This window comes from Thalassotalea litorea (genome assembly GCF_005843925.1).
In the GTDB taxonomy this organism is placed as follows: domain Bacteria; phylum Pseudomonadota; class Gammaproteobacteria; order Enterobacterales; family Alteromonadaceae; genus Thalassotalea_A; species Thalassotalea_A litorea_A.
The window spans coordinates 84,120-104,956 of sequence record NZ_VCBC01000012.1; the positions used below are offsets into that span (position 1 = coordinate 84,120).

Sequence of the window (20,837 nt, forward strand, 5' to 3'; positions counted from 1 at the left end):
GCATATAAAGATGTGGAAAATTAGAAGCCGTATTTCACTTCAACACCCGCTTCTAAACCACGGTTTACAGTAACGTATGGCGTACCTAATACATCGGCGGTACGGCCACCTAAGCTACCTTCAACATAGCGGTTATCCAACAGGTTCTTACCCCAAATCGCAAGTTCCCAGTCTTCATCTTCGCTCGCCCAGGAAATACGCGCGTTTAAGTCCTTACGATCATCGAAGTAATTTGGAATATCTTCAACAAACGCTGGTTGACCCACTTCAAAGACTCGGGTGTTTTCTGCGAATACATAATCAAGATGTAAACGGGTATCCCCTAAACCAATGTCCATCATCCAGTCATAGGTCAAGGTGTAATTGACACTGGATTCACCGGAAATGGTCATCGCATCAATCAGGTCACCTACCGCATTGTAGAACGCTTCGGATTCTTGATCCGTTTCACGATAATCGGTCACCGCACCGAACGTCATACCATCAACGATTTCCCAGGCTAAGGTGATTTCAACGCCATTGAGCACCAGGTCTTCATTGACAACCGTTGGCAGGGCCTGATTCTGGCCCGGAGGCTTAGACTCAACACTGCGTTGACGGCCATCAAGAACCGTGTGATAAAACGCTAACGTGGTACGTAAACTGTCAGAGAGTACACCTTTATAACCAATTTCAAGGTTCTTTACTTCTTCCGGCTCAAAAGGTTGTGCCTGACTGGAGATATTTAAAGAATCATAACCACCGGCTTTATAGCCTGTCGCATACGATGCAAATACCATGTGATCATCATTGATTTGATAACCGGTACCGATACGGCCGGTTAACTCATTCCAGGAGTCTTGTGCACTGATTTGTGGCAGCGCCGGGAATAAAATGTTGGTCACACCAGGACGCTCTTCGGTAAATTCGGTTTCGGTAATTTCCCAGGTGAATTTTTTATCATCGCGAGTATAGCGAAGACCAAAAAACGCATTCCACTTATCTGTGAATTGATAATCAAAATCGGAATACACACCGTAACTGGTGAATTCACCCGTATTGACGAAGTTTTCAGACCAGAACATGCCTGAAAAGCTGGGGCCAAAAATCAAAGGCGAGCCGAACATCTGCGCCGCCAGGTCATAGGTTAAATCACCCGTTGCAGCAACAAACTCCGGACTTGCATCCATACCAAATGCAGACAAGACATTTGACCATTCACCGGCATTCCACAAATGGTCCATTTCTAAACCGGAGTCGGCATAGGCTTGATCAACGACATCAGCAAAGCTGACCTGTCCGATACAATTGGAAGGATCAAGTCCTTGCAAAGTACAGGCATAAATCGCCGCGGCGGTGTCGACATCGCCCATCGCCATATCAATCAAACCCGCTTGTTTTAATCCAGATAAAACTTCGCCGCCAACCACTTGCTTCACCTGGGCATTTAAATCACCGGTGACCAAGCGAGCAACAGTATCTGTAGTCACATTGATTTCAGATTCCTGCCATACGTCTTCTTTGGAATAGGTAAAGCCACCCACGTAGCTCAGCTTTTCACCAACGTAGTTGAACTGCAATTCATTATAGAAAATATTGGAATCTTCATTATTCGAGGTGTGCAGGTAGCGAGTTATCTCTCCGGTACCATCTTCTTCACCTCGGTTAACGGTTTCCCACTCACGGTAACTGGTCACAAACTTCATCGACCAATATTCGTCAAACTCATGATTCAGCTTCATGGTATAGGCAGTCATATCGCGACCTTCCTGACCATTGCGTAAATCGTTTTCAACTTTATCCGGGAATGGATTGTAGTTACCCGACACACCGTCGCCAGGGTTTTCGTCGTAGGCATATGGGCTTAAACCAATGGCCATCGGTGGTGCCTGATCCAAATCATCCCAATCAAAGGAAAAGTTCAAATCGGTACGATCGCTTACCTGCCATTTGATAGCAACGCGTGCGGCATCATGATTTTCGGCGCCTAAGTCCCAAATTTTAGAATCTTCATTCCATTCAGGACGAGCGACGTTTTCAATAAAGCCATCTTGTTCGTTGGTTAAGAAATTGGCACGAAGGTAAACATCTTCAATCAACTCAAAGTTAATCATACCTTCAATACGAACCAGGTTATCGGTACCAAAGGTGCCTTTAACAAATCCTTCAAAATCTTCCTGCGGTGCGTTCGGGATCATATTAACAACCCCCATCGCCGCATTTTTACCAAATAGGGTACCCTGTGGGCCTTTTAGCACCTCAATACGCTGCATGTCGGAAAACAATACGTTCTGTGCGGCGCGAGGCATATAGACATCATCAAAGAATGTTGCAGACGACGGATCCTGGCCGACACTGATGTTGGGGCTGGAAATACCACGGATGGTCACACCCGATTGGGTCATACTGCCTTCAGAGAAGTCAAAGCCGGGAATGAATTTGTCGATATCTTTTAGCAAGATAGAGCCAGATTCTTCGATGGTATCGGAAGAAACACTGTCTACGGTGACTGGGACTTTCATCACATTTTGCACGCGCTTTTGCGCGGTCACGACGATTACATCGCTAATGTCTTCTTCGGTTGCGCTTTCCTCGGCCGCAAACGCGCCAAAGGATGCCACAGCCAGTGACGTAGCCACGGTCTGAGCAATAAGTTTTTTTCGAAATCTCGCGCAAGATTTCCCTGTATTATGTGTTACGGACACTTCATTTCCCCAATTGTTTTTATCTTTGGTGCACTTCCGTGGTATCGCAGAAGCGTTAATAGGTTCACGAAGGCTTAATTTTAGTGGGCTGCACCCCTTGCAGCTGATGTATTGATACCACATCAGGGAAAAAACCAAAAGGAATTGTTGGGTGTTGCGGTGGCTATTTGTTGACTACCTATCAAATCCTACGCATTTCGTTCAAAAAACAGTCGGCAAAGCCATTATTTGAATCGCGTCAACTGAGCATTAACGGAGCATTTATTGAGCGAAAATTGAAATTCAATTGAATGTTAATTGATCTACTAATGATGCGTTCACTTCAGGCAAAAAAAAGCGGAGAGTGCAATCGTACACGCTCCGCCTTGCAAGGGACTATCGATGTTGCTTAGAAGCCGTATTTAACTTCGACACCCGCTTCAAGACCACGGTTTATGGTCACATAAGGCGTACCAAGTACGCCCGCAGTACGACCACCCAAGCTGCCTTCAACGTAACGATTATCCAACAGGTTCTTACCCCAAATGGCAAGCTCCCAGTTTTCATTCTCGCTCGCCCAGGAAATACGGGCGTTTAAGTCCTGACGGTCATCATAGTAGTTAGGAATATCTTCAACAAACGCTGGCTGACCCACTTCAAAGACTCGGGTGTTTTCCGCAAACACATAATCGATATGCAAACGTGTATCGCCAAGGCCAATGTCCATCATCCAGTCATAGGTCAAGGTGTAATTAACACTGGACTCACCGGATATCGTCATCGCTTCAATCAGCTCCCCTACCGCGTTGTAGAACGCTTCGGATTCTTGATCCGTTTCACGGTAATCGGTCACCGCACCAAAGGTCATACCGTCGATGATTTCCCATTCCAGCGTCACTTCAACACCATTAAGCACCAAGTCTTCGTTGACAACCGTTGGCAATGCCTGATTTTGACCCGGAGGCTTGGATTCGACACTGCGTTGACGACCATCGAGTATCGTGTGATAGAAAGCCAATGTTGTACGTAAACTCTCGGCTAAGACCCCTTTGTAACCAATTTCCAGGTTTTTCACTTCTTCCGGTTCAAACGGTTGGGTGGCACTGGAAATATTCAACGAATCGTAACCACCGGCTTTATAGCCTGTTGCATAGGATGCGAACACCATATGGTCATCATTGATTTGATAACCGGTACCAATACGACCGGTCAACTCATTCCAGGATTCTTCCGCGCCAAACTGTGGCACCGCCGGGAATAATATATTGGTCACACCAGGACGCTCTTCGGTAAACTGAGTCTCGGTAATTTCCCAGGTAAATTCTTTATCATCCCGGGTATAACGAAGACCAAAAAACGCATTCCATTTATCGGTAAACTGGTAATCGAAATCAGAATAAATGCCGTAACTGGTAAAATCCCCGGTATTGACAAAATTTTCAGACCAGAACATCCCTGAAAAACTCGGACCAAAAATCAATGGCGAGCCGAACATCTGCGCCGCCAGGTCATAGGTTAAATCACCGGTCGCAGCAACAAACTCCGGACTTGCATCCATACCAAATGCAGACAACACATTTGACCATTCATCAGCATTCCAAAGATGGTCCATTTCTAAACCGGAATCGGCATAGGCTTGATCAACGACATCCGCAAAGCTAACCTGACCAATACAATTGGAAGCATCAAGTCCTTGCAATGTACAGGCATAAATTGCGGCAGCAGTGTCAACATCACCCATTGCCATATCAATCAAACCCGCTTGCTGCAATCCAGACAGAACTTCGCCGCCAACGACTTGCTTCACCTGGGCATTTAAGTCTCCGGTGACCAAGCGAGCAACAGTATCTGTGGTGACATTGATTTCAGATTCCTGCCAGACATCTTCTTTAGAATAAGTCACACCACCTACATAACTTAACTTGTCGCCAACGTAGTTGATTTGCAGCTCATTGTAGAAAATGCTTGAATCTTCATTATTTGAGGTATCGAGATAGCGGGTGATATTTGCAGTCCCGTCTTCATCCTGACGGTTGACGGTTTCCCATTCACGATAGCTGGTGACAAACTTCATTGACCAATACTGGTCAAAATCATGGTTGATTTTCAGAGTATAAGCGGTCATATCACGACCTTCGACACCGTGACGCACATCGTTTTCCGCTTTATCCGCAAACGGGTCGATGTTACCAGGAACGCCATCATTAGGGTTTTCCCAAGCGTATTCACTCAAGCCAATGGCCATCGGCGGTGCTTGCTCCAGGTTATCCCAGTCATAAGAAAAGGTGACATCCGTCCCCTCGCTCACCTGCCATTTCACTGAAGCTCTTGCGGCATCATGATTTTCCGCACCCAACTCCCAGATTTTCGTGCCTTCATTCCATTCGGGACGGGCAACGTTGTCGACAAAACCATCTTGTTCATTGGTTAAGAAGTTTGCTCGAAAATACACATCTTCAAGCAATTCGAAATTGATCATCCCTTCAATACGAACCAGGTTGTCAGTGCCAAATGTGCCTTTCACAAACCCTTCAAAATCTTCCTGTGGCGCATTCGGGATCATATTAACAACCCCCATCGCCGCATTTTTACCAAATAGGGTACCTTGTGGGCCTTTTAGCACCTCAATACGCTGCATGTCGGAAAACAATACGTTTTGTGCAGCGCGAGGCATATAGACATCATCAAAGAATGTTGCTGATGAGGGATCGGAACCGACACTGATATTGGGGCTAGAGATACCGCGAATGGTTACGCCCGCCTGGGTCATTGTGCCTTCAGAAAAATCAAACCCAGGAATAAACTTATCAATATCCTGAAGTAAAATTGAACCGGATTCTTCAATCGTATCCGCCGAAACACTATCAACCGTTACCGGAACTTTCATGACATTTTGCACACGTTTTTGTGCGGTAACGACGATGACATCGCTAATGTCTTCTTCCGGCTCTGATTGTTCAGCGGCCAACGAGGTGAATGCTGCTGCAGCCAATGACGTAGCCACGGTCTGAGCAATAAGCTTTTTCCGAAATCTGCCGACAGATTTCCCTGAATTGAATGTAAGAGACACTTCTTTTCCCCAATAAGTTATTGTTATCTTCGGTTACTATCTGGTTCTGGAAGGCTAAATTTTAGTGTGTTGCAACCCTTGCAACACATTATTGATATCACAACGACGTATTAACACAAAGATATTTTTGTTACCTTCTTTGAAAACTTGCCAAAAATTTGTTAATTTTTGCTCGCAAATCAACTAATTCATTAACAAATAGAAGCAGTAAAATGATGGTCAGTATTAACCCTGCAACAACAAAAATGTCTGTTTTCCCGGTCCTGTTCGTGTGCCTTTGTGCGCTGCTGGTCAACGGTTGCGGTGGCCCACAATTAAAGCCATTAGACAGTGATGCCACCATTCTTGCGTTTGGGGATAGCCTAACCGCCGGCAAAGGCGTAGCTATTGAGCAAAGTTACCCGACAGTGTTAAGCCAGCTAACTGGGTTGGACGTGATCAATGCCGGAGTTTCCGGTGAAATCAGCAAAGATGGCCTTGCGCGTCTACCAGAGGTGCTTGACCAATACCCGGTCGATTTAATGATATTGATAGAAGGCGGCAATGATATTTTACGAAATCTGGATCTAAGCCAAACCCAGGAAAACCTGGATCAGATGATTCAACTTGCTAAACATCGAGGCATTGACGTTGTGCTGTTTGGCGTACCGAAAAAGAGTCTATTTTCTGACAGCGCAGATTTTTATCACGTTTTAGCCAACAAACATGGGTTAATTTTTGATGATGAATTGATCGCAGATATGCTGCGTTCATCGCAATTTAAATCCGACAGCGTTCACTTTAACCAAAAAGGCTATTACAAGCTCGCGGCTCGCGCCCATGAACTACTGCAAGATAACGGCGCCCTGTAATCCAGCAATGATTACCCTAATTCGGTGATCCTGCGATTGATACCCCAATAGAGCAAAATATTATTTTGCATATCGATTAAAATCGGTTCAATGGATCTTTTCATCTGCCTTTATGGTCGTATAAGTTATCAATATTTATGAGTCAAAGACGGTTAGCTATCGTCCATTTGGGTATTTTCATCAAACCATTTCAAATGTGCCAATGGGTAGCCTAAAAAGAATTTAGTCCGGTCTAACACGATCCGAGTCTTGATACGTTTAATGCAAAGTTCAGATTTGTCAGACAACCTGTCGCACGCTTCGTTAAGCGCCTTAATGTCTGAAAAGCAACACAAAGAAATAAAGTCCACTTCTCCACTCATGCGCATACAATCCATAATCTGGGGGATCTCATCAATCGCAGCAGCGAATTTTCGACATACCGGCGCACTGTTATCCGCCAGAGTAAATTCAATGTAAGCCAATACATGTTCACAAATCTGCTCAAGATTGACATCTGCATGGAAGGTTCGAAAATAGCCCGCTTCTTTTAATGATTTAACGCGTTGAAAACAGGCGCTGGGAGACAGATTCACCTTTGCCGCCAACTCGACGTTGGTTAAATCCGCCTGCAAATGCAAGGTTGCTAATATCTTTTTGTTATAACTGTCAATTTTTATCGTTTTCTTCATTTGAACCATGGCTTAGAAAAGGCAACGTTATGACTACCAACACAACATTTGAGGTGGTAGCTAATTATTTATAGTGTCTGAACTACAATTTCAGAAAATTATCTATTACTCAACCGGCTATAACAAAATATTATTTTGCCCATCAAGTAGACAATAGACATCAAGAATAAAAACATACCGTTATCATACCCCAAAGGTGGAAGTTATGAATAAAAGAGTTAGTGGTTATTTTGCGCCGTCAATACTGGCCAGTGCAATTGCGTTATCGTTTTCATTGCCTGTATATGCTCAACAGCAGGAGTCTGCTAAAGACCATAATGACATTGAAACGATAGAGGTGACCGCCCGTGGTCGTGTAGAAACCATTCAATCGGTTCCCGATTCCGTTACGGCGTTTAGCGCTGACGATATTGAAAGTGCGCGAATTACTAATATCCGCGATGTTGCCAACCTAACTCCTAATCTCACCGCTTTGGATAATTTCCGTCCGGGTCTTGCAAGAATCAATATCCGTGGATTAATCACACCGCAAGTCGGTGATCCACCGTTAGCCTTCGTTGTTGATGGTGTAACCGCCTCAGATATTGAATTTATTAACCAGGATTTGGTTGATATTGAACGTATCGAAGTCATGCGAGGTGCGCAAGGCGCATTGTATGGTCGAGGTGCGGTTGGTGGTGCGATTCTAATCACCACAAAACAACCTTACGAAGACCTTGAAGGCACCATAAAAGGCTCGATTGGCAATGGCAACACCTATGAATTAAACGGGGTGTTATCTGGTTCATTGAATGAGCAGGATACCGCTTATTTTCGCATTGGTGGCTACTCCAAAAGTACTGATGGCTTGATCAATAATACCTTCCTAGACGAGGAAGCCGATTACCTTGATGAAGAATCAATTTTTGGTCAACTGCATTTCGAATTATTCGATGCAACCACAGTGTCGTTAAAAAGTCGTTTCACTACGAGTGACGCCGGCTTTGCTTATTATCAGGGAGTCACTGAAAACTCTGTCGAAGATTTCTCGATCGAGACTTCACAAAATATTCGCAACAACGATGTCCGAGATGTGAAAGAGTTTAGTGCTAAACTGTCCCATGATTTCACGTTTGCCACTTTGGATCTAATTTCTGCTTACCACAGCTCAGAAAACGAACACTTTTACGATGGTGACTACTCCGCGGATCCAACCTATGAAGAAGACGAATTCGGATTTATCTTACGGGCGCCATTTGGGACCGAAGGTTTATTTGACGTAGAGTCAGTAACGGTCGAAGCACGATTAACCTCATTAACAGACGGCGACCTGCGCTGGGCGGTTTCAAGCTTCTACCAAGATAAAGAGCGTGATAACACCATCAATTTCTTTGATGATTTATTGGGTGATGTCCCACTCGCACGAAGTGATTTTAGCAATGACTTAATTTATCTAACCATTGCCGACATCAACTCGAGTGAGGCCTGGGCGATAGCAGGTCAGGTAAATTACGATGTCACGGATAAACTGGAGCTTACCGGTGCACTTCGTTATGACTATGATGACCGTCAATCCTTTGATCCTAATTTCAAAGACGAAACGATTGCGAATAAAGATTTCAGCCAATGGCAACCAAAAGCCACTCTTGCTTATCAGTTAAACCCTGATTTACTAATATATACCGGCTACTCAAAAGGGTTTAGAAGCGGAGGTTTTAACGAACCCGCACCCGGTATTGACCGAGTCTATGATAAAGAAACATCGGACAGCTATGAACTAGGGTTTAAATCGACATTATTTGATGGCATGGCAACCCTAAATGGTGCCCTATTCGCGATCGATCAAACAAACGCGCAGATCACTCAATTTAACGTCGATACGTTTACCTTGGAAAATCTAGCGATTGATGAAGTGATGACCCAAGGTTTAGAATTAGAACTCGCACTTAACCTAACCGATAATCTGGACCTGCAATTAAGTGGTGGCTGGATAGACTCAGAGATCAAAGCGTTTTCCAGACGACCTGAATTAGAAGGTCGTTCACAGGTTTGGGTGTCGGACTTTAACTATGCGATGTCACTGAATCACAGTATTGTGATCAGTGAAAACTGGTCGTTAAATTCACGAGCAGATGTGCAGATGCTTGGGCCAAGATATTTCGACATTGAAGCACCAGAAATTGAATCTTCAACGAATACGTTTTTGAATGCCAATATTGGCCTGGTTTCCGATCAGTGGGCAATTCAACTGTATGCGAAAAATCTTACCGATGAGCGTACTATTGAAGACAACTTTTTCTATGGCGATGGCGTGACAGAATTTGCGCGCTTGCCGAACAAGCCCCGCAGTTATGGCGTAGAAGTAACATACAGTTTTTAATCGTTAATTTGGCCCCTGCAAGGGGCCTTTATTTTTCGGAACAATAATGCCCGAACCTAGTAACAGTTCTCAGTTAGAGAATAATGATTATGCAACCCAACCGGTGCAAAAGTCTGACACAGTCAATGGCTTTAAAATTGCCATGATTAATGGCAGCCTTGCATTTTCAGTCCCAGGTTTAATCACCGGTATCGAAGTGGGGAATGCTATAGGGTTCCAAGACAGCCTTATTGCCTTTCTCATTGGCGGTCTGTTTCTCGCAATTCTCGGCGCTATTACGGGGATTGTCGGTCGTCAGAATCGCCTTACATCCTGCATGACATTGAAATTCGTGTTTGGCCGCAATGGTGCGGATATTATTAGTGCATTATTTGTTCTGGCACTACTCGGTTGGTATGGCATCAATCTTGATTTATTCAGCGCTTCGCTATCCGAATTGAGTTGGCAGCTATTTTCCTATACGCCCGATATAATCGCCTTAGAAATTGTTATCGGTATGGTAATAACTTTCACCACCATTTTCGGCTTTAGAATGATTGAGAAGATATCCAACTGGCTGGTTCCTGTATTTATTATCCTGCTGTTATATCTACTGTTTCAAAGTCTGATGACTATCGACTGGCAAAATATTGCCCCTGGTGTTGCGGCATCTATGAGTTTATCTGAAGCGATTGCCATTGTTGTTGGCAGCTTTATTGTTAGTGTCGTTCTTATGCCAGATTTCACCCGTTTTGCCCGCACAAATAAAGATGCAGTCACGGCTTCCGTATTACCATTTTTAGGCATTAGCAGCTTCGTGTATATCGTATCTGCCATAGCCGGTCTGGCAGCCGCCAGTAATGATGTATTAGCGGTAATGTTAACGCTTGGCTTGGGTTCTGCAGCGCTATTTTTGCTAATCGCTTCAAGCTGGATCACCAACGTTGTTAATTTGTACAGCGCAGCGCTTGGCACCAATGCGATCGTGAACAAGTGGCAAGAAAAAACCATCATCATCGCGATGGGGGTCATTGGCACGATCGTCGCTTCAATGAACTTACTTGACCGTTTTACCGATTTTCTGTTTGGATTATCTGTTGTTTTTACACCCGTAGCCGCAATTTACATCATCGATTTTTTTGTCATTCGTGCGAAAAAACTGTACTCAATTTCCGATTTAGACCAGACCGCGAGATTTTCATTTGCAGCACTTTCAGCTTGGTTATTGGGGATAGCAATGGCCATATCCGTAAACTCAAATTATTTCACAATAACCACCTTTGAAGTGGTTGATGCGTTATTGATTGCGGCTCTGGCGTACATGGTATTGATAAAAGCCGAAGAGGTTTTTAAGGCTAGTAAGGTTTAGTCATTAATTTTTAAAACTTCGCTAATTTCAAAATATTCATCGGCAAATCGCCTACAGGTGTAAATACTATATTGCGCCGAACACGATAAAATCGACGAAGACGAATTCAATCGAATATAACACTGAAGGTAGCATTATTTTGGACCAGATATTCCCATGAAAGTGACAAATTTAAGCCGTCTCGATCTCACCGATATTCTCTATGGCTGTGCTATTTTAGGTACCGGGGGCGGAGGTGAGCTAGAAGAGGGATTCGACTACATAGATCGGGCTTTTGCCGCAGGAAAAGAGTTTAAGTTAGTCAGTATCGATGACGCGCCACAAGATGCAATGGTATGTACTCCATACATGTTAGGTGCGCTCACCCCATTAGCTGCAGAACAAGAATTGCAGTATAACCACCTGCCCAAAAACACCGAACCGGCAATAATGACCGCTTTCAAACGCCTGCAAAAATACACTGGCGATGAGTATTTTGGCACTATCTGCTGTGAGCTTGGTGGCTCTAACACCGCGATTTCTTTTTATCTGGCGGCAATGTTTGATGGCTACATTATTGATGCAGATCCGGCTGGCAGAGCAGTACCTGAAATTACCCATTCCACTTATTACTTTAATGATCTTGACGCAGCTCCTATCATCACCGCCAATGAATTTGGCGAATGCTTCGTATTGGAAAACATCATCGATGATCAACGAGCGGAGCATGTCGTGCGAGCACTGTCCATGGTGAGTCGCAACGATATCGCGGCAATCGATCACGCCATGTCAGTATCAAAAATCAAAGATGCCGTTATTAAAGGAACAATTTCCAAGGCGTTAGCCATCGGCAAAGCATTTCGCATCGCCAAGCAGGAATCTTTGGATATCGCCGCTCAAGTTGCGTCCCATGGCGGAGGTTATATTGCATTTAAAGGCGTAGTTAAAGACTTTAAATTTTTCACCGAAGATGGATTCACATTAGGTCAGGTCGTAATTTCGGGTATTGATCAACATGCAGGAAATACCTATGAATTGCAGGTGAAAAATGAAAACCTGGTTGGTTATTGCAATGGCGAGGTAGACGTGACCATACCGGATCTAATCTGTTGTCTTGATTTAGATAACAAAGAACCTGTGACAAATCCTAATTTTCATCACAATATGCAAGTTGCGATAATTATCCTGCCAGCGCCTAAGGAATTCACGACCCCTCGTGGCCTTGAGGCATTTGGTCCCAGCTATGCAGGACTCGATATTCAATATGCACCTGCGATAAAACCGTTGCGTTAAAAATCTGCCGATCACCTAGCACAGTGGTCGGTATTATTGGCAACTGCGTGCTTGCCATTTCGTATCAACCCACTCTTTCAACCATTTAAACTAAGTTTACAATTTAACCTTAGATAACTGACACACAACAATGTAAATAAAATGTAATTTCTTTGCATCAAAATGTAAAGGGTTCACTTTTTGACCACTCTTGTTACAAAGATGTAAAGAATTAAAAACCACTTAAAATATATACAAAACAATCGATTAGGATAATAACCAACAATACCAAGCATTGTTTAATTATCGACCTATTGATGTTTTTTTAAAGAAAACTTAACCTCTTGCCACACTTTTACTGAAACCCGTATTTTCTTTATTCAGTAACGCCAGTAGTGAGGTTATATGAGCATTGTTTCTAAAAATCGTCGAAAATTCATCCAAAGCTTAGGGGGTATTGCTATCCTTGGTGCCTCAGCGCCTTTAATGAGCACGAAAGCCTACGCCAACATCCTTGCGGGTAATGGTAAGGCACTAAAATTTTATAACCGTCACACTCAAGAACGCGTTCAAGGAGTATTTTGGCAAAGCGGCCAGTACAACAAGCAAGTATTACAATCATTTGACCATCATTTGCGTGATCACCGCCAACAAGAAGTCGCCAGTCTTGATCCGAAACTGTTCGACTTTATGCATGCCATTTGTGAAAAGCTAGGCATAGACAAAGAGATCCACATTATTTCGGGTTATCGCTCGCCGAAAACCAATGCAATGCTCGCCGGCAAAAGCACAGGCGTTGCCAAAAAGAGCTATCATATGCGCGGCATGGCGTTAGACTTTGCCATTCCCGGCGAAGATTTAGCGCGACTGAAAGATACCGCAAAAGCCCTGAGATTAGGTGGCGTCGGCTATTACCCAGAGTCAGGATTTATTCATATTGATACTGGTCGGGTAAGAAGTTGGTAATTTAACGAACAACTTTTCACTATCATGTCGGGTTTTTGCAAGTATTGTAAATGCCAATGCCATACAATAAGACTTTCACAATGAATTCATCTGCCTTGTTGTCAGCATAGAATCGTTTATGAATCACTTATGAGCCCGAATGAAAAAGCACATGGCAAACTCTGACTTACAAACACCTGAGGTAACTGATTTCACTCAAATCGACGCCCAGGTGTGCCATCGTGCGAGAATGAGTCGCGATGCACGATTTGACGGTCAATTTTATACTGCGGTACTAAGCACTGGCATCTATTGTCGACCCATCTGCCCTGCCCGCTCACCCAAAGAAGAAAATGTACGCTATTACCTGAGTGCAGCCGAAGCCGAATATCAAGGTTATCGCCCTTGTAAACGTTGTCGCCCCGAACTTGCACCGCAATCTCATCACTCGACATTATCATCCATGCTGGAGCAGGTTAAAGGAGATCCCGGGATCAAGGTAAAAGACCTTGCCGCATCACTGCAAATCAGCGAACGGCAATTACAACGTCAATGTCAGGACGCCCTCGGGATGACACCTAAAGCTTTTATCAACCAACAGCGTGGGATTTTTGCTCGTCAATATCTGATTGGTTCTGACTTATCGATTACTGACGTCGCTTATTTAAGCGGGTTTAATAATCTCCGTAGCTTCAATAAACACATAAAAAGCCAATATGGTTGCAGCCCTAAAGAACTTCGAGAACAACAAAATCGACCGGTAGATAACACCCAGAGCTTTGACTATCGGCTCAATTATCAAGGCGATTTGAACTGGCCTTTGATGCTGTCATTTTTAAGGGGAAGACAAATTCCTGGGGTTGAGTGCGTTGACGAAAATAGTTATCAACGCAGTATAGAAATTGACGGTATTACTGGCTGGTTTAAGGTTACCAATGCCAGTGATAAGAAACTCAATATCAATGCTCTGAATTTGGAAATTTATCTCACTGATTATTCGGTATTGGATAATGTCGTGCGCCGGGTAAGGCAAATGTTCGATTTAGACTGTGATATTGAGCAAATTCGCAAAACGTTAAGCCGTGACAAACAGCTTGCAAAGATTCTGGCAGGCAACCCCGGGCTTCGCCTTCCCGGTTGTTGGGACATTTTTGAATTTACCATTCGTGCCATCCTTGGTCAGCAGATCACCGTAAAAGCGGCGACAACCCTTGCTGGCAGGATTGCCAATCGTTTTGGTACACCGGTGACGTTTCCCAACAGTTTAAACGCTAAGGTCGATAACCTGTTTCCAACGATTGATTCCATGATGACTCAGTGTTTTGATAATTCTGGTGAGCTAAAGGATTTTCAAGACCTTGGCATTACCACCACACGCCAAACCACCTTGATGGACTGGCTGAGCTTTTACCACCAACACCAGCATTGGTTTAATCCACAGGTAGATTTTGAAAAGTTCGTCGATTTATTGTGCTTGCAAAAAGGCATTGGCCCATGGACCGCACATTATATTGCGATGCGCGGTGTTGGCGTTGTCGATGCGTTCCCTGCCGAAGACTTAGGAATTATTAAGGCGCTGGCTGTTGATGGGGTAAGACCGAAGAAAAAAGAGATACTACAAAGCGCTGAAAAATGGCGTCCATGGCGAGCCTATGCGGCCATTTATTTGTGGCACTCACTTAGTAATTAATATAGGTACAATAGACAATTAAAAGAGCAGAAACTATGTATTATCATGTTGTTACAAGTAGATTTGGCGATATTGCGTTGCTGGCCAATGAGCAGGGTCTTACTGGGCTAAGCTTTCAACAAGGTAATGTACCTATCGACATCAAAGCCGAGTATCAACACGCACCGGAAAAATTTACTCAGGTTTGTCAGCAGTTAACCGAGTACTTTGACGGTAAGCGCACGGAATTTAGTGTCAAACTGGCGCCCGTTGGCACCCAGTTTCAAAAGCAAGTTTGGCAAGCTCTGCAGAAAATTCCATTTGGCAACACCAGCAGTTATGGTGAGCTGGCAAACAGCATTGGTAATCCCAAAGCCGTTCGTGCCGTAGGCACTGCAAATGGCGCGAATAAAATTGCCATCATCATTCCTTGTCACCGCGTCATTGGCGCCAATAAAACCTTAACCGGTTATGCTGGGGGATTGGAGTTAAAAGCAAAATTGCTATTTTTGGAAGGCGCCGATTATTTGGCCTAACGCGCTTTCGATGGAAAACGTAAACCTTAATAAAATCCCCACCGCTGTGGTACTATCCGTGCATTCTCAAAGTCTCAGACAGTTAGAACAAATAAAATGGAAGTAGTACTTGTAAGCCTCGCGGTGATCCTGATCGGTTTTATGGTTTGGAAGCTTATCCAAGCTCGACAGTACAATCGTTTTATCGATTGGCTGAATCAGGATATTAAGCCTCAATTACTGAGTATGATTGAAAATGAACTGGTCGAATCTCGCTGCGATTTAACGCCAAATAATGAATCCCATATTCAAGCCACCAAAGCCTTTTATAGTGCTTATCCCATTCGTATTTTAGAAGCAGCACTAGCCCGTGAAATTATCCCGGTAGAATGGCTCAACGCTCGCAAACATAAACGTTTTGCTTCACACATGATGGCAGCACAAGGCCAATATCGGGTCAAAGCGAACTAAACGGGAGCAGAGACTCCCTGAGCAAGTATCGCAGCCAATACTCCAAGCACGTGACAGAAAACGTCACTTCGGGTACACAATCAAAGATTGTTCCGGGTTGCCGACATGGACGTTGACATGCAGAATTTCTCAGGAACTGAAAATATGTAACCGCGACATAATTCGTCGCTCCCAGCTCGCTGATGTCATCAGCTCCGAGTACACGCGGTTCATAGCAAAAGCAAAAACCTTGGGTCATACCCATAGGTTGATCTCACAGTCATTAACGGCCTGTTAGCAACTTCTCATGTACAAAATTTGATTTCCCCAACACGACAAATAAAAAATCTCCTTTATACTGAAAATTAAGCAATATTTAGCTTCTACTCTATTGTTTAGAGTCGGCTGTACTATGATTAGAAACTAATTGGGAAACCTTTTGAATGGATTCAACAAACGACGTTGGTAGTTCGGTGCTTCAAATCCATTCAGGAGACAATGATGTTCAAGATAAAACGCTTTGTAAGTTGCCTAATACTTACATTTATAATGCTGTCAAATCCACTCTTCGCGGCAGACAAGCCAAATATTCTGGTAATTTGGGGCGATGATATTGGCTGGCAGAATTTAACTTCCTATGGCCTCGGAGTTATGGGGTACTCGACCCCAAATATCGACCGTATCGCCAATGAGGGACTTCGATTTACCGACCATTATGCTCAACCCTCTTGCACTGCAGGACGAGCAGCCTTTATTACTGGTCAGTATCCAATTCGCTCAGGGATGACCACCGTTGGACAGCCCGGCGATTCGCTAGGCTTGAAAAAAGAATCACCGAGCCTGGCCGAGGTATTGAAAGATGAAGGCTATGCAACGGGCCACTTTGGTAAAAACCATCTTGGTGACCGCAATGAGCACCTACCAACGGTACATGGTTTCGACGAGTTTTTTGGTAATCTATATCACTTAAATACTCAGGAAGAATCAGAACAACGCGATTATCAAAACTTTGGTAAGCAGTTTTCCGGTGACATAGAGTCCTATGAAAATAAATTCGGTACTCGTGGTGTCATTCATTCTTTTGCGACAGATAAGAATGATAAAACCGAAGATCCAAGATTCGGAATGGTTGGCATGCAAACGATTAAGGATACCGGACCACTAACGCAGGAGCGCATGAAAAACTTTGACGAAGGCGAAGTTATTCCCAAAGCGTTTGATTTTATGAAGAATGCCAAAAAAGATGGCAAACCCTTCTTTGTCTGGCTTAACACCAGTCGCATGCACTTATACACCCGCCTGAATGACAAATGGCGTTATGCTGCGGAACAATACACATCAGAGGCGGATTATCACGGTTCTGGTATGTTGCAACACGATCATGACATCGGTCTTGTGCTAGATTTTCTCGAAGACAACGAACTCGATGACAATACGATCGTCTGGTATTCCACCGACAATGGTCCAGAGCACGCTTCGTGGCCGCATGGTGCCACCACACCATTCAGGGGCGAAAAAATGACGACTTATGAAGGTGGCGTTAGAGTACCCTCAATGATCCGCTGGCCTGGTAAGTTTAAAGCAGGAGCTGTCTTAAATGGCATTCAGGGGCATCAGGATATGTTTACCAGTTTGGCCGCCGCTGCTGGAGTTACAGACGTCGCCAAAGACATGATGGACGAAAAGAAACAGTACATCGACGGGATAAACAATCTACCTTATTGGATGGGGAAATCCGATAAATCAGCCCGTAATCACATATTCCACTACTATGAGTCAAAACTTACTGCGGTTCGAATAGGTCCATGGAAATTCCATTTTTCCACCAAAGAAGACTATTACGCCAACGTGATCCCAAGAACGGTTCCATTGGTATTTAATATTCGTATGGACCCGTTTGAATCTTACGATAACAGTGACTCCTATGGACACTTGATGCAGAAGGTTTCCTGGCTTATTCAGCCTATGGGTGTATTGATGGGGGCACATTTGCAATCACTCGCGGAGTACCCGCCAGTACAAGGTGGTAAGTCGTTTGATATGTCAAACGTAGTCGAAGAATTTATCAATAAAGCGAAGCAATAGCTTCTGGTTTCCGCTCAAGTGCAGGTAGCTCTCACCGAGTTGCCTGCATTCATTAACTTTTTCTATGACTGGGTAATATTGCATTAGGTCGATTTAGGTAATCGACCCAATGACGCAGGTGCGTATATCCTTGAACGCCTAACAGCTCACTATAGTCATCCCAATCTGGATCAGAATAATGCAACAAGCTCCAGTCAGTTTCTTTAAGCAAAATTTGAATTCCAATACAAACGGCTCATACTTTTAAGTAATTCCAATCACATTAAATTATTGCTCACTTAGTGCGAATTTAATGTGATTGGTATAAGTTCAATTTTCCGGAGCTGTTATGGATTTAGAAGAAAGAGATGAAGGCGTTATTGCCGTTTTATTTAAGCGCTTTGAAGATATAACCTACCCAAAAATTGAACAGATGCGCGAAAAGGTAAATGGCGGCGGTGTACTTGATGACAGAGAAATCGCTTTTTTAGATAAAACCTTTAAAGACGGACATCAGGTTCTGTCCGTGTTAAAACGTCATCCGGAATATGATGCATTGGCCAAAGGTGTCATTTTAATATACGAAGAGATCATGACTAAATCCCAGGAAAACAGCAGAAAGTAGCAGCGATGGGCTCAGAGCTTGAAAAGCTCTGAGCCCATTGCCTTGACTAGCGTTTTTTAGGTCCCTGACGACGTTGTTGATGTTTCTTCACATTGCGGCGAATTTTACGACTCTTGGTATTATCAATACGCTTTTCATCTACCTTCACTTTTGACTGGGTTTCCACCGGCAACTGCACCAGTTTGCGATAATAGTTAACGTCCTTTAACCCCAGCTCCAGCCAGCCACCTAAAGGCAATCGACGCTCCATCGCTAAATCGCCATATCGCACCCGGATCAGGCGTGAGACCTGCACATCCTGACTTTCCCACAAACGACGGACTTCACGATTACGTCCTTCGGTCAACACCACATGGAACCAATGGTTGCGACCTTCTCCACCTTTGTAAGTGATTTTCTTGAACTTGGCCAAGCCATCTTCAAGCTGAACACCATGGCGTAAACGCTGTAACATGGCTTCATCAATTTCTCCGAATACGCGCACGGCATACTCGCGTTCCACTTCATGGGATGGGTGCATTAAACGATTTGCAAGTTCACCGTCATTGGTGAAAATTAGCATCCCTGAGGTATTGATATCTAAGCGTCCCACCGCAATCCAGCGACTACCGATGATTTTCGGTAAACGGTCAAACACCGTTGGTCGACCTTCAGGATCTTTGCGGGTACACATTTCACCTTCCGGTTTGTTGTATACCAATACCCGACAAACATCCTCAGTGGCATCTAAGATTTTTACCGCATGGCCATCTAAGCGGATCTGCTCTGTACCTTCAACGCGATCGCCAAGATACGCAACTTTACCATCAACGCTAACACGACCGGCGCTGATCATGGCCTCCATCTCACGACGGGAGCCCTTGCCGGCACGGGCCAGCACTTTTTGCAATTTTTCAGACATGTATGTTCTCTAAGGCAAAAGCCAGATTAAGCTTCTGCGGTTTCTAACTGTTCATCAACCTGTTCAGTATCCAGGTTAATTTCAGAGACTGGCATTAATTCTGGTAATTCTGCCAGTGATTTTAATGAAAAGTAGTCAAGAAATTCCTCGGTTGTCGCCAGCAATGCCGGTCGTCCAGGAACTTCTTTATGGCCCACCACTTTTACCCAGTTGCGTTCTTGCAATGTCTTAATTATATAACTAGACACAGAAACGCCACGAATATCTTCAATTTCGCCTCGGGTGATGGGTTGACGATAGGCAATAAGCGATAATGTTTCCAACATAGCCCGGGTATATCGAGGTGCTTTTTCTTTCCACAATAACGCGATTTGGTCGGCATGTTCATTCGCCGCCTGAAAACGAAAACCACTGGCGACCTCAATTAAATTCACGCCGCGTTCGGCATAATCGAGTTGCAGTTCGCTGATAATGGCTTGCAATTGTTTTCGGGTTAAGGCGGTGTCGTCTTCCAGCGTGGTTTGAATCGCTTTAATTGACAATGGACCATCTGCCACAAATAACATGGATTCAATTAGGTTTTTCAGTTGCTGGTTATGATTCATAATTCGCCGTCCCTGATGTTGAATCGACTTTATTGATTGAAAGCACTAAACAGATTTCACCTGAATATGGCCAAATACCTGTGATTGCACACATTCTACCAGAGATTCCTTAATTAACTCCAGAATTGCCAGAAAAGTAACAACAACGCCAGCTCTACCTTCTTCTAAGAGAAACAAATCACTGAACTCGACAAATTGTCCCGGTTTTAATTTCGCCAATATTTGACTCATGCGCTCACGGGTCGATAGGTTTTCCCGTTGAATGTGATGATGCTGAAATGCTTCTACCCGTTTCAATACCCCTTGCATGGCCAGGACCAGATCCTGTAAATCCACTTGGGCTTCGACCACTCGCGGCTTGTAGCTTTCCGGCAAGTCAACATTGGGAAGATGTACATCTCGCTCCAGACGTGGCAATTCATCGATATCTTCAGCCGCCCGCTTGATGATTTCGTATTCCTGCAAGCGACGTATTAACTCAGCTCGAGGATCATCTTCTTCATCGTCAACCGTCGTTTTAGGCAACAATAATCGGGACTTAATTTCCGCGAGTATCGCCGCCATCACCAGGTACTCTGCGGCCAATTCAAGTTTCAAAGACTTCATCACATCAACATATTCCATATACTGATGCGTGATTTCGGCAACGGGTAAATCAACAATATCAAATTTTTGTTTGCGGATAAGGTACAACAATAGATCCAGAGGCCCTTCAAAGGCTTCCAGGATGACTTCCAGGGCATCAGGGGGAATGAATAAGTCCAGTGGTTTTTCGACCATAGCTTCGCCATGTACGAGCGCCAGGGGTAACACCTGTTGCTGCATTTCCCCGAGCTCAGAATTACGACCG

16 protein-coding genes are annotated in these 20,837 nt (G+C 44.2%); 10 read left to right on the forward strand and 6 right to left on the reverse strand.

Going from position 1 to position 20,837, the window contains the following annotated elements; genetic code table 11:
* Positions 1 to 20: 20 nt before the first annotated feature.
* Positions 21 to 2,684 (reverse strand): TonB-dependent receptor, encoded by a 2,664-nt coding sequence (locus FE810_RS12650; protein ID WP_246037051.1) that lies wholly within the window; start codon positions 2,682 to 2,684, stop codon positions 21 to 23.
* A gap of 388 nt (positions 2,685 to 3,072) precedes the next feature.
* On the reverse strand, positions 3,073 to 5,733 hold the full coding sequence (locus tag FE810_RS12655) for a TonB-dependent receptor (RefSeq protein ID WP_138320435.1): 2,661 nt from the start codon (positions 5,731 to 5,733) through the stop codon (positions 3,073 to 3,075).
* A 212-nt stretch (positions 5,734 to 5,945) separates the two neighbouring features.
* Between FE810_RS12655 and FE810_RS12660 the strand changes: the two genes are divergently transcribed.
* Positions 5,946 to 6,584 carry a GDSL-type esterase/lipase family protein gene (locus tag FE810_RS12660; protein ID WP_246037052.1) on the forward strand — a complete coding sequence of 213 codons (639 nt, stop codon included), beginning with the start codon at positions 5,946 to 5,948 and terminating at the stop codon, positions 6,582 to 6,584.
* A 152-nt stretch (positions 6,585 to 6,736) separates the two neighbouring features.
* On the opposite strand, the gene FE810_RS12665 is transcribed toward FE810_RS12660, so the two are convergent.
* The gene (locus FE810_RS12665; RefSeq protein ID WP_138320436.1) at positions 6,737 to 7,255 is read right to left on the reverse strand and encodes an Lrp/AsnC family transcriptional regulator; all 519 of its coding nucleotides are present in this window, start codon (positions 7,253 to 7,255) and stop codon (positions 6,737 to 6,739) included.
* 205 nt (positions 7,256 to 7,460) lie between these two features.
* Here FE810_RS12665 and FE810_RS12670 point away from each other — a divergent pair, with 205 nt between their 5' ends.
* The 9 genes from FE810_RS12670 to FE810_RS12710 all read left to right on the forward strand — a co-directional run bounded on the left by FE810_RS12670 (position 7,461) and on the right by FE810_RS12710 (position 18,481).
* A complete protein-coding gene (locus FE810_RS12670) occupies positions 7,461 to 9,614 on the forward strand; it encodes a TonB-dependent receptor (protein WP_138320437.1) in 2,154 nt (717 codons plus the stop codon).
* A 46-nt stretch (positions 9,615 to 9,660) separates the two neighbouring features.
* Positions 9,661 to 10,962: a cytosine permease gene (locus FE810_RS12675; RefSeq protein ID WP_138320438.1), complete on the forward strand. Its 1,302-nt coding sequence runs from the start codon at positions 9,661 to 9,663 to the stop codon at positions 10,960 to 10,962.
* Positions 10,963 to 11,118: 156 nt separating this feature from the next.
* Positions 11,119 to 12,234, forward strand: a complete 1,116-nt coding sequence (locus tag FE810_RS12680; protein WP_246037053.1) for an S-methyl thiohydantoin desulfurase family protein — start codon at positions 11,119 to 11,121, stop codon at positions 12,232 to 12,234.
* Between the two features lie 384 nt (positions 12,235 to 12,618).
* The gene (gene mepK / locus FE810_RS12685; RefSeq protein ID WP_138320439.1) at positions 12,619 to 13,179 is read left to right on the forward strand and encodes a peptidoglycan L,D-endopeptidase MepK; all 561 of its coding nucleotides are present in this window, start codon (positions 12,619 to 12,621) and stop codon (positions 13,177 to 13,179) included.
* Between the two features lie 139 nt (positions 13,180 to 13,318).
* Complete coding sequence (locus FE810_RS12690; protein WP_138320440.1) at positions 13,319 to 14,848, forward strand: DNA-3-methyladenine glycosylase 2 family protein; 1,530 nt, start codon at positions 13,319 to 13,321, stop codon at positions 14,846 to 14,848.
* Between the two features lie 35 nt (positions 14,849 to 14,883).
* Positions 14,884 to 15,363, forward strand: coding sequence for a methylated-DNA--[protein]-cysteine S-methyltransferase (locus FE810_RS12695; RefSeq protein WP_138320441.1), 480 nt, complete (start codon positions 14,884 to 14,886; stop codon positions 15,361 to 15,363).
* A gap of 96 nt (positions 15,364 to 15,459) precedes the next feature.
* Entirely contained in the window at positions 15,460 to 15,813 is a 354-nt protein-coding gene (locus FE810_RS12700; RefSeq protein WP_138320442.1) for a hypothetical protein, read from the forward strand.
* A gap of 528 nt (positions 15,814 to 16,341) precedes the next feature.
* Positions 16,342 to 17,877 carry an arylsulfatase gene (locus FE810_RS12705; RefSeq protein WP_138320443.1) on the forward strand — a complete coding sequence of 512 codons (1,536 nt, stop codon included), beginning with the start codon at positions 16,342 to 16,344 and terminating at the stop codon, positions 17,875 to 17,877.
* Positions 17,878 to 18,205: 328 nt separating this feature from the next.
* A complete protein-coding gene (locus FE810_RS12710; RefSeq protein WP_138320444.1) occupies positions 18,206 to 18,481 on the forward strand; it encodes a hypothetical protein in 276 nt (91 codons plus the stop codon).
* A gap of 46 nt (positions 18,482 to 18,527) precedes the next feature.
* On the opposite strand, the gene rluB is transcribed toward FE810_RS12710, so the two are convergent.
* The 3 genes from rluB to FE810_RS12725 are packed head-to-tail and all read right to left on the reverse strand — an operon-like array spanning position 18,528 to position 20,812.
* Positions 18,528 to 19,382 carry a 23S rRNA pseudouridine(2605) synthase RluB gene (rluB, locus tag FE810_RS12715; protein WP_138320445.1) on the reverse strand — a complete coding sequence of 285 codons (855 nt, stop codon included), beginning with the start codon at positions 19,380 to 19,382 and terminating at the stop codon, positions 18,528 to 18,530.
* Between the two features lie 26 nt (positions 19,383 to 19,408).
* Positions 19,409 to 19,987, reverse strand: a complete 579-nt coding sequence (gene scpB / locus FE810_RS12720; protein WP_138320446.1) for an SMC-Scp complex subunit ScpB — start codon at positions 19,985 to 19,987, stop codon at positions 19,409 to 19,411.
* A gap of 45 nt (positions 19,988 to 20,032) precedes the next feature.
* Complete coding sequence (locus tag FE810_RS12725; RefSeq protein ID WP_138320512.1) at positions 20,033 to 20,812, reverse strand: segregation and condensation protein A; 780 nt, start codon at positions 20,810 to 20,812, stop codon at positions 20,033 to 20,035.
* Between the last annotated feature and the right edge of the window lie 25 nt (positions 20,813 to 20,837).